At 72.1% G+C, this 12,831-nt stretch carries 13 protein-coding genes; 5 read left to right on the forward strand and 8 right to left on the reverse strand.

Translation table 11 applies throughout. The annotated features are described in order from the left end of the window. Positions 1-5: 5 nt before the first annotated feature. From VH914_04765 to VH914_04775, 3 genes are read right to left on the reverse strand one after another with little or no spacing between them, the layout of a single operon-like run. Entirely contained in the window at positions 6-323 is a 318-nt protein-coding gene (locus VH914_04765; protein ID HEX4490502.1) for an XdhC family protein, read from the reverse strand. Beyond that, a complete protein-coding gene (locus tag VH914_04770; GenBank protein ID HEX4490503.1) occupies positions 320-1,486 on the reverse strand; it encodes a VWA domain-containing protein in 1,167 nt (388 codons plus the stop codon). The genes VH914_04765 and VH914_04770 overlap by 4 nt, the downstream gene beginning before the upstream one ends. Further along, positions 1,479-2,378 carry a MoxR family ATPase gene (locus tag VH914_04775; GenBank protein ID HEX4490504.1) on the reverse strand — a complete coding sequence of 300 codons (900 nt, stop codon included), beginning with the start codon at positions 2,376-2,378 and terminating at the stop codon, positions 1,479-1,481. Before VH914_04775 ends, VH914_04770 begins: the two co-directional genes overlap by 8 nt. A 164-nt stretch (positions 2,379-2,542) precedes the next feature. On the opposite strand from VH914_04775, the gene VH914_04780 reads away from it, so the two are divergent. After that, positions 2,543-4,246 carry an amidohydrolase family protein gene (locus VH914_04780; GenBank protein HEX4490505.1) on the forward strand — a complete coding sequence of 568 codons (1,704 nt, stop codon included), beginning with the start codon at positions 2,543-2,545 and terminating at the stop codon, positions 4,244-4,246. Positions 4,247-4,249: 3 nt separating this feature from the next. On the opposite strand, the gene VH914_04785 is transcribed toward VH914_04780, so the two are convergent. Beyond that, positions 4,250-5,125 (reverse strand): crotonase/enoyl-CoA hydratase family protein, encoded by an 876-nt coding sequence (locus VH914_04785; protein HEX4490506.1) that lies wholly within the window; start codon positions 5,123-5,125, stop codon positions 4,250-4,252. Positions 5,126-5,167: 42 nt separating this feature from the next. On the opposite strand from VH914_04785, the gene VH914_04790 reads away from it, so the two are divergent. The 3 genes from VH914_04790 to VH914_04800 are packed head-to-tail and all read left to right on the forward strand — an operon-like array spanning position 5,168 to position 8,165. After that, positions 5,168-6,427, forward strand: coding sequence for a crosslink repair DNA glycosylase YcaQ family protein (locus tag VH914_04790; GenBank protein HEX4490507.1), 1,260 nt, complete (start codon positions 5,168-5,170; stop codon positions 6,425-6,427). 47 nt (positions 6,428-6,474) lie between these two features. After that, positions 6,475-7,053: an RNA polymerase sigma factor gene (locus VH914_04795; GenBank protein ID HEX4490508.1), complete on the forward strand. Its 579-nt coding sequence runs from the start codon at positions 6,475-6,477 to the stop codon at positions 7,051-7,053. Further along, positions 7,050-8,165, forward strand: a complete 1,116-nt coding sequence (locus tag VH914_04800) for a DUF4349 domain-containing protein (protein ID HEX4490509.1) — start codon at positions 7,050-7,052, stop codon at positions 8,163-8,165. The genes VH914_04795 and VH914_04800 overlap by 4 nt, the downstream gene beginning before the upstream one ends. Before the next feature lie 66 nt (positions 8,166-8,231). Here the strand turns inward: VH914_04800 and VH914_04805 are convergent, their stop codons facing one another. Then, positions 8,232-8,633, reverse strand: a complete 402-nt coding sequence (locus tag VH914_04805) for a PaaI family thioesterase (GenBank protein ID HEX4490510.1) — start codon at positions 8,631-8,633, stop codon at positions 8,232-8,234. Positions 8,634-8,700: 67 nt separating this feature from the next. Between VH914_04805 and VH914_04810 the strand changes: the two genes are divergently transcribed. Next, on the forward strand, positions 8,701-9,408 hold the full coding sequence (locus VH914_04810; GenBank protein ID HEX4490511.1) for a DUF4115 domain-containing protein: 708 nt from the start codon (positions 8,701-8,703) through the stop codon (positions 9,406-9,408). 12 nt (positions 9,409-9,420) lie between these two features. Here VH914_04810 and VH914_04815 read toward each other — a convergent pair whose 3' ends face one another. From VH914_04815 to VH914_04825, 3 genes are read right to left on the reverse strand one after another with little or no spacing between them, the layout of a single operon-like run. Further along, positions 9,421-10,260, reverse strand: a complete 840-nt coding sequence (locus VH914_04815) for a transglutaminase family protein (GenBank protein HEX4490512.1) — start codon at positions 10,258-10,260, stop codon at positions 9,421-9,423. Then, positions 10,260-11,192: an alpha-E domain-containing protein gene (locus tag VH914_04820; protein ID HEX4490513.1), complete on the reverse strand. Its 933-nt coding sequence runs from the start codon at positions 11,190-11,192 to the stop codon at positions 10,260-10,262. The genes VH914_04815 and VH914_04820 overlap by 1 nt, the downstream gene beginning before the upstream one ends. 13 nt (positions 11,193-11,205) lie before the next feature. Further along, positions 11,206-12,720 carry a circularly permuted type 2 ATP-grasp protein gene (locus VH914_04825; protein ID HEX4490514.1) on the reverse strand — a complete coding sequence of 505 codons (1,515 nt, stop codon included), beginning with the start codon at positions 12,718-12,720 and terminating at the stop codon, positions 11,206-11,208. Positions 12,721-12,831 lie beyond the last annotated feature (111 nt).

Consider the following 12,831-nt stretch of genomic DNA (forward strand, 5'->3'; position numbering starts at 1 on the left):
GACCGCTACCAGTCGAGCGGCTCGACGAAGACGTGGATCGTGCCGCCGCAGGTGAGCCCCACCGCGAAGGCCTCGTCGTCGGAGTAGCCGAACGTGACGATGCCGCGCTCGCGCGCACCGCTCAGGACCTCGAGCGCGGCGCTCACGACGGCACCCTCGACACAGCCGCCCGACACCGAGCCCGCGACCTCGCCCGCGTCGCTGACAACCATGGTCGCGCCCGCATCGCGAGGGCTCGAGCCTTCGGTACCGACGACCCGCGCCACCGCGACGCGCGAACCCGCGGCACGCCAGCGCTCGATGTCGTCGAGGACTTCCTTCACCGGCGCGCTCCCTTCTGCATCCGCGCCGGCGACTCGCCGACGACCGCGACGAGCTCCTCCAGCGCCGCGAGTGAGTGACCCTCGACGAATTCGTCGACGTACGGCAGCGCCGCGGCCATCCCCTGGGCGAGGGGCGCGTATCCCGGCGACGCCTTGAGCGGGTTCACCCACACGATCGCGTGCGCAACCCGGTGGAGTCGCTGCATCTGCTCGGTCAGCGCTTCGGGTGCACCCCGGTCCCATCCGTCAGACAGGATCACCACGGTCGCGCCGCGCGCCATGCCCCGCACGCCCCACGTGTCGTTGAACTCGCGCAGGCACGCACCGAGTCGCGTGCCACCCGACCAGTCGACGACGCGCCGCGCCGCGGCCGCGATCGCGGCGTCGGGGTCGCGCGCCGCGAGCTCGCGGGTGACGCGCGTCAACCGGGTGCCGAGCGCGAAGGCCTCGACGCGTGTGCGACCCACGACGGCTGTGTGCAGGAAGCGCACGAAGGCGCGCGCGTACGGCTCCATCGAGCCGCTGACGTCGAGCAGCAGCACGAGCCGTCGCGCGCGAGTGCCGCGCTCGCGCGTCGGACGCGCGATCGGCTCGCCACCGGTGCGCAGCGCGGCGCGGACCGTGCGCCGCAGATCGGGCGTGCCGCGCGGGCGGTGCGACGGCCGCATCCGGCGCGATCGACGCAGCGCGGCCGCGAGCCGCAGATCGGCCATGAGCCGTCGCGCTTCGTCGAACTCGGCCGGCGAGTAGGCCGCGAAGTCGCGGCGGCGCAACGACTCGGTCGCACTCCAGCGCACCGCGATCGTCGGCCCGTGGGCGCTCTCGCCCCCATCGTCGGCGGTGTTCGCGTCACCGGCATCGAGCCCGAGCGCGATGTCGACGACCGGCGCGACGCTCCGCAGCTCGACCCACGCGCCCGTGAAGAAGGTGGCGAACGCGCGGTCGTAGGTCGCGAAGTCCTCCGGACGCGTCACGAGCGTGGCGCGACCCGCCCAGTAGACCGCTGCGGGTCGCGTCAACCCGACCGCGGCCAACGCGCGCGCGTAGTCGACCACCGAACCGACGGGCACCGACAGCCCGCTCCCCCGCAGGATCCGCGCGAACGCGACCGCGATCCGATCGGGCTCGTGTTCGACGTCCGGCGCGACCGCCGATTCAGGCACTGCGCGCGACCGCCGCGTCGACGAGCTCGGAGACACCGTGCGCGCGCACGCGCTCTTGGTCTTCGCGGTACTTGAGGATCGTGCCGAGCGTGACGTCGACCGAGCGCTCGTCGAGGTGCGCGCGGCCGAGCGCGGCGAGCGCCTGCGCCCAGTCGATCGTCTCCGCGACACCCGGCGGCTTGTACAGCTCGAGCCCGCGCAGCGCCTCGACCGCGGCGGCGACCTGGCGCGCGAGCGCAACCGGCACCTCGGGCGCGCGCACGCGCAGGATCGCGAGCTCGCGGTCGAAGTCGGGATGCGAGATCCAGTGGTAGACGCAGCGGCGCTTCAACGCGTCGTGCACGTCGCGCGTGCGGTTCGAGGTGAGCACCGCGATCGGCGGCACCGCGGCGCGCACGACTCCGAGCTCGGGCACCGAGATCGCCCAGTCGGAGAGGATCTCGAGCAGGAACGCCTCGAACTCGTCGTCGGCGCGGTCGACCTCGTCGACGAGCAGCACCGGTGGCGCACCGACGAGCGGCGACTCGAGCGCGCGCAGCAGCGGCCGGCGCACGAGGAAGCGCTCGGTGTAGAGCTCGTCCTCGCTCACGGCCCCGCCGCTCGCCTCGAGCGCGCGCAGGTGGAGCAGCTGGCGCGAATAGTCCCACTCGTAGACGGCCTGCGCGGCGTCGATGCCCTCGTAACACTGGAGCCGCAGCAGCTCGCCCCCGGTCCAGCGGGCGAGCACCTTCGCGACCTCGGTCTTGCCGACCCCGGCCTCGCCCTCGAGGAGCAGCGGCCGGTGCAGCGTCATCGCGAGGAAGATCGAGGTCGCGAGCCCTTCGTCGGCGAGGTACTCGTGCGCCGCGAGCGCCGCCACCACGTCGTCGACCGTCTCCGGAGCGCTCGGCACACCGGAACGGTACCGCCCGGTACTTGTGGTTGGGCTCGCACGCTTCGCCCTCCTCGACGCCTCGGCCGCAGGATCGGGCGGCCCGCCAAGCGAGCCGCCCGTTCACGCGGGAACGATGCGGTGAGACGCCTACGCTGCCCGGGTCGCGTGTCCGAGGGGGAACCATGCCGCACGACCTGGTCATCAAGGGCGGGACGATCGTCGACGGCAGCGGCGCCGAGCGCTTCACCGGCGACGTCGCGATCGACGGCGACCGCATCGTCGAGGTCGGCCGGGTCGGCGGTCGCGGCCGCCGCACGATCGACGCCGACGGGCTCGTCGTCACGCCCGGATTCGTCGACATCCACACGCATCTCGACGCGCAGCTCTCGTGGGATCCGGTCGCGACCTCGTCGTGCTGGCACGGCGTCACGTCGGTCGTGCTCGGCAACTGCGGCGTGACCTTCGCGCCCTGCCGGCCCGCCGATCGCGCCTACCTCGCCGAGCTCATGGAGTCGGTCGAGGACATCCCCGCGGGCAGCATCCTCGCGGGCCTCTCGTGGGAGTGGGAGACCTACGGCGACTACCTCGGCGAGATCGACCGGCTGCCGAAAGGCGTGAACGTCGGTGGCATGGTCGGCCACTGCGCGGTGCGCCATCACGTCATGGGCGAGCGCGGTCTCGACGACCGGCCCGCGCCGGCCGAGGACGTCGCGGCAATGGCCGACGCGGTCGACGAGGCGATGGCCGCGGGCGCACTCGGCTTCTCGACGTCACGCACGTTGCTCCACCGCGTCCCCGACGGCCGCCCCGTCCCCGGCACGTGGGCCGACACCGACGAGCTCTACGCGATCGGCGACGTGCTCGGCCGCCGTGAGCGCGGCGTGTTCGAGGTCGCGCCGCGCTTCGAGCAACCGGGTCCCGACTACGCGGGCACGCGCGCCGAGGTGCACTGGATGGCGGAGATCCAGCGCCGGACCGGTCGTCCGGTCACGTTCGGTGTTGCGCAGAGCGACCTCGGACCCGAGCTCTACAAGCGCATCTACGAGTGCGTCGACGAAGAGGCTGCGGCCGGTGGCGTGCTGCGGCCCCAGACCACCGCGCGCGGCATCGGTCTCCTGTTCGGGCTGGCGAACCGCACGTTCTTCGGCGCGTCGCAGGTCTGGCGCGATCTGCAGAAGCTCGACCTCGACGCGCGGGTCGCCACGCTCGAGGACGCGTCGCGCCGCGAGCTGCTGATCGAGGAGGGCCGGCGCCACAAGCCGATCGGTCTCGACTTCCGCGGCGTCTACGTGATGCGCGGTCCCGACGCGCACTACGACTACACGGAGGCCGACAGTCTCGAGCACCACGCGCGCGTCGCGGGCGAGGACGTCGTGGAGGCCTTCGTGCGCATCTCGCGCGAGACGCGCGGCCGCGCGCTGTTCAGCTTCCCGTTCCTCAACCAGCAGATGACCGCGGTCGAGGAGATGCTGGCGCACCCCCAGACCGCGATCGGGCTCGCCGACTCCGGCGCGCACGTCGGGCTCATCATGGACGCGGGCCTGCCGACGTGGTTCCTCTCCTACTGGGTGCGCGACCGCGAGCGGTTCACGCTCGAGGACGCGGTACGGCGCATGACGTCCGACACCGCGTCGATCTTCGGTGTCGCCGATCGCGGCGCGCTCACGCCCGGTGCGTTCGCCGACGTGAACCTCATCGAGCTCGACGCGCTCGCGCTCCCGCTGCCCGAGTACGTGCACGACTTCCCCGCGGGCGCGGGCCGCTACATCCAGCGCGGTCGCGGCTACGAGGCGACGGTCGTGAACGGCGAGGTGTTCATGGAGGGCGGCGAGCACACCGGTGCGCTCACGGGTGTGACGCTGCGCAGCGGCCCCGACGTCCGTTAGGTATTACCGCGCGTCGCCGGCGTGGCGAACGCGGATCACCGGGTCGCCGAACGGCTCGTCGCGCGCCTGCACCGCGGCCGCCATGCCTTCCTCACGCGCGACCCGGCCGAACTCGCGCATCGAGCGCGCTTGATGGCCGCGCACGTCGATCTCCGCGGCGAGCCGTTGCATCGTGCGCGCGCCCATGAGCTCCAGCGCGAGGTTGACCTGGCGCTTGTTTGCCGCGAGCAGGTGATGATCCGTGAGCGCGATGCGGCGCGCGAGCGCGAGTGCCTCGTCGGCGAGCTCGGCGGCCGGTACAGCATCGAGCACGAGCCCGAGGCGCGCCGCGTCGGCGCCGGTGAGCAGATCGCCGGTGAGCAGCATGCGCTTCGCCCACTGCGGGCCGAGCAGGTAGGTCCAGAGGTGATGCGGCGGGCACCCCATCGTGCGCACCGGCGGGAAGCCGAACAACGCGTCGTCGGCCGCGAGCACGAGGTCGCACGCGAGCGCGAGATCGGTACCGCCGGCGACGCAGTAACCCTGCACCTGCGCCACGACCGGCTTGTGCAGATCGAAGATCGCGAGCACGCGCCGCTGACCCTGCTCGACGCGCCAGAGGTCGTCGTCGATCGCGTTCGACGAGCCTCGGCCGTGCTCCGCGTCGACGCGATAGGGCCCGTAGTCGGAGCCCGCGAGGTCGTAGCCGGAGCAGAACGACGGGCCGTCGCCGCGCAGCAGCACGACGTGGACCCGGTTGTCGTCGTCGGCGCGGATCATCACGTCTTCGAGCTCGACGAGCATCTGCGGCGAGATCGCGTTGCGGCGCTCGGACCGGGCGAGCGTGACGATGCCGACGCGGTCGTCGCGCTCGTAGCGGATCGTGGTGAGATCGGTCATGCGGGCAGCCTCGCGCGCGGCCGCGGATAGCGTCCGTCGTCCGTGAGGACGTTCTCCGCCGCGACCGCCCGACGCATCGCGCTCGGGGCACAGGGATTCGGGCGCGCCCGTCCCGACGGCCGCGTCGACCGCCGCCACCTCCGGCGGCTCTTCGACACCGTCGGCGTCGTGCAGATCGACTCGGTGAATGTGATCGTGCGGTCGCAGGAGCTGCCGTTGTGGGCGCGCCTCGGACCGCACCGGCGGGACCTGCTCACGAACATGGTCGACGATCACGAGCTCTTCGAATACTGGGGGCACGAGGCGTCGTTCGTGCCCGTCGAGCGGCACCCGCTGCTGCGCTGGCGCATGGAGAACGCCGCGCTCGACGAGATGTGGCCCGTGCTCACGATCCTCGCCCACGAACGTCCGCAGTACATCGAGGACATCTACGCGCAGGTGCGCGACCGTGGGCCGCGCTCCGCGAACGACCTCTCCGACGGAAGCGCGAAGACGCAGCCGTGGTGGGGTTGGACCGACGCGAAGATCGCGCTCGAATACCTCTTCTTGTGCGGGCGGCTCACCGCGCGCCGGCGCGGCAACTTCGAGCGCGTGTACGACCTCACGGAACGGGTCATCCCTGCGGCGGTGCTCGCGCTGCCGACGCCGAGTGAGGACGACGCGAAGCGCGCGCTGCTCACGCTCGCGGCGCGCAGCCTCGGCATTGCGACCGCGCGCGATCTCGCGAACTACTACCGCACGGGGATCACCCGCTCGCGACCGCTGGTGCGCGACCTCGTCGAGTCCGGTGAGCTCGTGCCGGTCGCGGTCGACGGCTGGCGCGACGCCGCGTTCCTCCATCGCGACGCCGCGATCCCCCGCCGCATCGACGCCGCGAGCGTGCTCTCGCCGTTCGACTCGCTCATTTGGGCCCCACGCGACCGCACCGAGCGGCTCTTCGACTTCCGCTACCGGATCGAGCTCTATACACCGCAGACGAAGCGCGTCCACGGCTACTACGTGCTGCCGTTCCTGCTCGGCGATCGGCTCGTCGGGCGCGTCGATCTCAAGGCCGACCGGAAGGCGGGCGCGTTGCTCGCACCGGGCGTCTTCTGCGAGGAGGACGTCGAGCCCGAGTCCGTCGCCGGGCCGTTGGCGCGCGAGCTGTCGGCCCTCGCGGCCTGGCTCGGGCTCGAGCGGGTCGTCGTCGGTGAGCGGGGCGGCCTGGCCGGACCGCTCCGGAGGGTTCTCGCGCCCCGTGGTACTGCGTTATCGGCGTATCGCCGCCGAACGCAGTACCACGGGACCGGGGCGAGCGCCTGAACCGGGCGAACCGATTCGGCGCGTCGAGCGTCGTAGCTGTCGGAACCGTGGGAACGGGGGACGACATGGGGCGCCGGCACGACGAAGACGATCTCGCCGACTGGTTGGCCGCGGGCTACGCCCGTGCGTACCGGACCGCCTACCTCCTCGTGCGGGACGCGCGCGATGCCGAGGAAGCGGTGCAAGAGGCGTACCTGCGCGTGTGGCGGTTCCGCGCCTCGCTCCCGGAAGGTGCGGGCCGCGAACCCTGGCTCTACCGGGTGCTCGTGAACACCTGCTACTCGTTCCTGCGCCGTGAGGTCCCGCGCCGCGCGCGCACTGCGGGGTCGCCCTACGAGCCCGATGACTCGGACGCCCCGGCCGCGGCGGAACGGTCGCCCGAGGCCGCGGCCGAAGCCGCCGAGACGGCCGACGTCGTCGAAGCCGTGCTCGCCGACCTGCCCGAGCACCTGCGCGCGCCGGTCATCCTGCGCTACTGGACCGGACTCTCCGAGCGCGAGATCGCGACCGCGATCGCGCGCCGGCCCGGCACCGTGCGCTCCCGATTGCACGAAGCGCGGCGGCGGCTCGCGATGGATCCGCGCCTGACCGCGCTGGTCACGCCGATCGCGGAGGAGGTCCGATGATCGAGGAAGACACCCTCGCCGACCTGCTCGCCGAGCACGCGCTCCGGATCCCGGTGCCCGCCGCCGGCGTCGACGCGCTCCTCGTGCGCGCGCCCGAGGTGGAGCGCCGGGCGCTCGCACGCCGGATGCCCCGACCGTCGGCCCGCGTGCTCGCGGGTGCAGCCGCGTTGTGCCTCGCGGCCGGAGGGTGCGTCGCGCTCGTCCGGTCGGGTGGCGGCGCGTCGTCGTCGGGGTCGACCGCGGCCGGCGGGATCGCGGGCCTCGCGACCTCCTCGCCGCCGACATCCGCGGTGGGGTTGCACGGCGCCGCCCTGCCGTCGCAACGGGGGATCGACCGCGTCGCCGGCGACACCGTGCAGAAGGCTGATGTGCCGGCTGCGACCTCGGCCACGCGCACGACGGCGAACAGCACCGTCACCGCGCCGACCGACACCGCGAAGGTGATCCGCACCGCGACCGTCGACCTCCGCATCGCGCGGCATTCGTTCGGCGGTGTAGTGGCGCGCGTGACGACGATCAGCGCGTCCGAGGGTGGCTTCATCGCGAACGCCGACACGAACGAAGCCGCGTCGATCCCGAGCGGGTCGATGACCGTGCGCGTGCCGTCGGCGCGCTTCAACGACACGGTCGGAAAGCTGCGCGCGCTCGGCACCGTCGAGCGCGAGACGACGCACGGAAACGACGTGACCGGTCAGTACACCGACCTCCGCGCCCGCCTGAACGCGGCGACCGCGACGCGCGACGCCTATCTCGCGATCCTCCAGCACGCGACGAACATCGGTGACGTGCTCGCGGTGCAGGACCGTATCCAGGGCGTGCAGACGCAGATCGACCAGCTCCAGGGTCAGATCAACCAGCTCGACAACCAGACGACCTACGCCACGATCGCCCTGTCGATCACCGAGCCACAGCCGAAGGCCAAGCCGATCGTGAAGGCGCACAAGCCGTCGGGCATCTCCACCGCGTGGGACAACGCGCGCAACGGCTTCTCGCGCCGCATCGAGGGCCTGATCTCGCACTCCGGTTCCGCGCTCGTGATCCTCCTCTCGCTCGCGCTGCTCGCCGTCGCGCTCCGGCTCCTCGTCCCCCGCGCCCGCCGCCTGCTCGTCTAACCGCAGTCAGTGGTACTGCGTTCTCGCACCATGACGCGCGTACGCAGTACCACCGGACGCGCGTGGCTAGCGCAGGATCAACTGCGTACAGCGGAAGAGCGCGACCACGGCCTCGTCGGCGGCACGGGAGGCGCGCGCGTCCCAGACCTGGGTCGTGCGGCCACCGTGCACGAGTCGCGCTTCGCACAGGAGCACGCCCTCGGTGAGCGTTCCGAGGAAGTTCGACTTCAACTCGATCGTCGTGAAGCCCTTCGCACCCTCGGGCAGGCACGTCCGCACGCCGTAGCCGCACGCCGTGTCGACCAGCCCGACGACGACCGCCGCATGGAGGTAGCCGTTCGGCGCGAGCAGCTGCTCGTGCACCTCGAGTCGGGCCCGCACGAGTCCGCGCTCGATCTCGGTGACCTCGAATCCGATGAGGCCGGGGAACCGGCCGGGGCTCATCGCGTTGAACGCGTCGATCGTCATGTCGGGTGTGGCCACGGCGCGATTCTGTCGCGCCGCACGACGCACGCGCGTCGGGGACAATAGGAAGGTGCCGCTGCTCATCGTCGTCGCCGCGCTGATCGTCGCGGGCGTCATCTGGCGGGCCCGTGTGACCCGGCGGCTCACGATCGAGGAATCGGTCGACCGCTACCGCCGCACGCTGACCGCGATGCACGACGCAACCGCCCGCTCGAAGGGCGACGAGCCCACGGCGACGGTGACGACGGCGACGCCGTTCACGCCGCGGACGCCGCGGACGCCTCGCGTGCTCGGGCCGGCGTCGCGGCGCGTCGTCGTGGGTGCGCTCGCCGCCGCCGTGGCGTTGGTGGTCGCGGCGCTCGTCGCCACCCATCACGGCGGCGACGGGGGGCAACCGCGCGCGCAGGCGTCGACCACGACGCGCCCGCGTCCGGAGCCCACGACGACCACGACCGTCGCGGCGCCGACGACGACGGTCCCGCTCGTCCGTCCCGCCGATGGGACCGGCACCGCGTTCACGATCGCGAAGGCGAGCTACACGCTCCAGCTCCACTCGACGAACGGTGAGTGCTGGGTCGAAGCCCGCGATCCCGCGGGCGCGTCGCTGTGGACCGGCTTGCTGTCGAACGGAGCGTCACAGGCGATCACCGCGTCGAGCGCGACCCTTCGGCTCGGCAACCCCGGAGCGGTCACGGTCACCGTCGACGGCGCGCCGGTGCCGTTCCAGACGCACAACGGCGCGCCGGTGACACTGCACTTCCAGGGCGCGACCGTCTGAGTGCCCAGAGGATCAGGCCACGCGCTCGATCTCGACGTCGACCTCGACGACATCGGCGGCCGCACCGTGGTAGATGCCTTTGAGCGGCGTGACGTCGCCGTAGTCGCGGCCCCGGCCGACGATGACGTGCCGCTCGCCGACCGCCACGGCCGTCGTCGGATCGACCGCGCGCCACGAGCCCGTCCACGCTTCGAGCCACGCGTGGCTCTCCCCCGTGTAGCTCTGGCCGATCACCGCGTCCGGCGTGGGATGCAGGTAGCCGGAGACGTACCGGGCCGGGATCCCGATCGCGCGCAGCAGCGCGATTCCGAGGTGCGCGAAGTCCTGGCAGACCCCGTGACCCGCGTGCAGCACTTCGTCCGCCGTCGTCGCGACGGTCGTCGTCCCCGGCTCGTACGTGAACGCCTCGTGGATCCACGCCGTCGTCGCGTCGACGGCCTCGTCGGGTGTCGTGCCCGCGCGGATCTCGAGCGCGGCGCGCGCGATCGCGTCGGTCGAGACCACACGCGACGAATCGCACAGGTACTCGCAGTAGTCGTCGCGCGTGTCACCGTCGAGATCGCTCCACGCGGCCCCGCCCTCCGTCGACCGCGGATCGGCCGAGTCGACGAGGGACGACGCCGCGACGACGAGCTCGTCGTGCGTCTCGTGGACGTCGAACGCGTGCACGAGCGTCTGCCACGCGTCCGTGTACGCATAGAGCTGACTCCGCGGTGCCGTCTCGATCTCGTGCGTGATCGCGAGCTGCCCGTCGCGCGTCCGCGGCGAGATGCGCACCTCGTTGTACGACGCGTGGACCGGGCCCGAGTACCGCAACGTCGTGCGATGCCGGACGCGCAGTCGCCACGACATCAGGCGCTCCACTCGATGGTGTACGGATCCGGGAAATAGCGCTCGGCGACGGCGGCGTGCACTCGCGCACAGGTCGTCTGGAGGCTCTCGATCTCGGGCCCGAGGTTGGCGACGACGTCGGCGACGCGGAAGTAGGCCAGCTCCGCGCACTTACGGCCGAGGAGCCGGCGCGCCTCGCCGTGGTGCACGCCGCGCGTCGCGGCCGGCTCGAGATCGGCAAGGCAGGTCTCCGCCGAGCTGAGCGCATGGAACACCGACCGCGGGAACTGGCGGTCGAGCACGAGGAACTCCACCGCCGACGACGCGTCGACCGCGCGGTGGTACGTGCGCAGGTACGCCTCGTAGCCCGAGCACGCTCGGAGCAACGTCGTCCATCGGCTCGGACCGAGGCTGTCGCCGCAGTGCACGCTCAGCAGTCGCGTCGTCATGTCGACACGCTCGACACTGCGCCCGAGGGCGAGGAACTGCCACCCCTCGTCGCGGCTCAGCGTCGAGTCGGCGAGCCCGGCAACGGTCGCGCCGCGCTCGCGGATCCACGCGAAGAATCGGTGCTGCGCGGGGCCGGCCGGCCGCAAGGCGCCGGGTGCGATCGCCCGGTACGTCGTGTTCAGCGTCTCCCACATCTCCGACGAGATCGCTTCCCGCGCGCCGCGCGCGTTCTCCCAGGCGCCGCGCACCGACGACGCGATCGAACCCGGCGCGGTGAGATCCCACGCCAGGAGATCCGTGACGATCGTCGCGTCGGGCGCATCGGGTACCGCCGCCGCGTCGACACCCATCACCTCGAGGATCCCGCGGCTCGCGGCGTGCTCGTCGACGCCGCGTTCCTCGAGGAGAAGATGTGAGAACACGTCGAGCAGCCGCGCAGTGTCCTCCGACCGCTCGCAGTACCGACCGAGCCAGTAGAGGGACTCCGCGATACGACTCAGCACGAGGGCGCCGCGCTCACTGCTGGGATTCCTGCGCGGCCGCGGGCGCGTCGGCCGGCCGCCGCAGATGGCCCGACGGCATCGCGACGCGGGTCGGCGGCGCGCGGCCCGAGTCGGTCGGCTGCTGCACCGCGACCGCTGCGGCCGAGCCGACGTCGGACAGCACCCAGGTGTCCTTCGACCCTCCGCCCTGGCTCGAGTTCACGACGAGGCTGCCCGCGCGCAGGGCGACGCGCGTCAGCCCGCCCGGCAGCACCCACACATGCTTTCCGTCGTTCACGGCGAAGGGCCGGAGATCGATGTGGCGCGCGTTCATCCCGTCGCCCGTGAACGTCGGCGACGTCGAGAGCGCCACCGGCTCCTGCGCGATCCATCCGCGCGGGTTCTCGTCGATCTTGCGACGGAGCGCGGCGAGCTGCGCGTCCGACGCGTGCGGACCGATCACGATGCCGTACCCGCCCGAGCCGTCGACGGGCTTCACGACGAGGCGATCGAGGCGCCCCGTGACCCACGCGCGTACGTCGGGGTCCTCGAGCTCGAACGTGTCGACGTTCGGCAGCACGGGTTCCTCGCCGAGGTAGTAGCGCACCATCGCGGGGACGTGTTGATAGATCGCCTTGTCGTCGGCGACCCCGTTGCCGACCGAGTTCGCGATCACCACGTTGCCGGCGCGGGCCGCGTTCACGATGCCCGCGCAGCCGAGGGCCGACTCGGGACGGAACTGCAGCGGGTCGAGGAACTCGTCGTCGATGCGCCGGTACACCACGTCGACGCGCCGCTCCCCCGCGGTCGTGCGCATGAACACGTGATTGCCGTGACACACGAGATCCCGGCCCTCGACCAGCTCGACGCCCATCCGGCGGGCGAGGAAGGAGTGCTCGAAGTACGCGGCGTTGTGCACGCCCGGAGTCAGGACGACGACCGTCGGATCGGCGAGGTGCGGCGCAGACACACGCAGCGCCTCGAGCAGACGCGCCGGATACTCCGACACCTGCCGCACCCGGTGACTGGCGAAGAGCTCGGGAAAGACGTGCGTCATCGCGGTGCGGTTCTCGACCACGTACGAGACGCCGGACGGAGTGCGCAGGTTGTCCTCGAGCACGCGGAAGCGGCCGTCGGCGCCGCGCACGAGGTCGATCCCGGCCACGTGCACCCGGACGCCGTTGCGCGGCTCGACGCCCCACATCGCCCGGTGGTAATGCGTCGACGTCAGCACCAGACGGCGCGGCACGACGCGATCGCGGAGGATCTCACCGGGCCCGTAGACGTCGGCGAGGAACGCCTCGAGCGCGCGCACGCGTTGCCGCACCCCGCTCTCGATGACCCGCCATTCGCTCCCGCTCAGCACCCGCGGCACGAGGTCGAGCGGGAACGGCCGCTCCTCGCCCGAGAGCGAGAAGGTGATGCCCTGGTCACGGAACGCGTGGTCCCGCGCGCTGCAGCGCTCCTCGAAGTCGGGCCGCGACAGCGTCTGCAGCGCGCCGAACAGCGCGCTGTAGTGGTCCCGCGGCCGCCCGCCCCCGTCGAACATCTCGTCGAAGGTGCCGCCCAGCTCGTAGTCGTCCAGGAGATCGCCGATGGCGCATTCTGGGCGGCCTACGTTTCGGGATGGTTACGGGCGGTTGAACCGCGGCGGGCAGCC

The organism is Acidimicrobiia bacterium, from assembly GCA_036271555.1.
Lineage (GTDB): Bacteria > Actinomycetota > Acidimicrobiia > IMCC26256 > PALSA-610 > DATBAK01.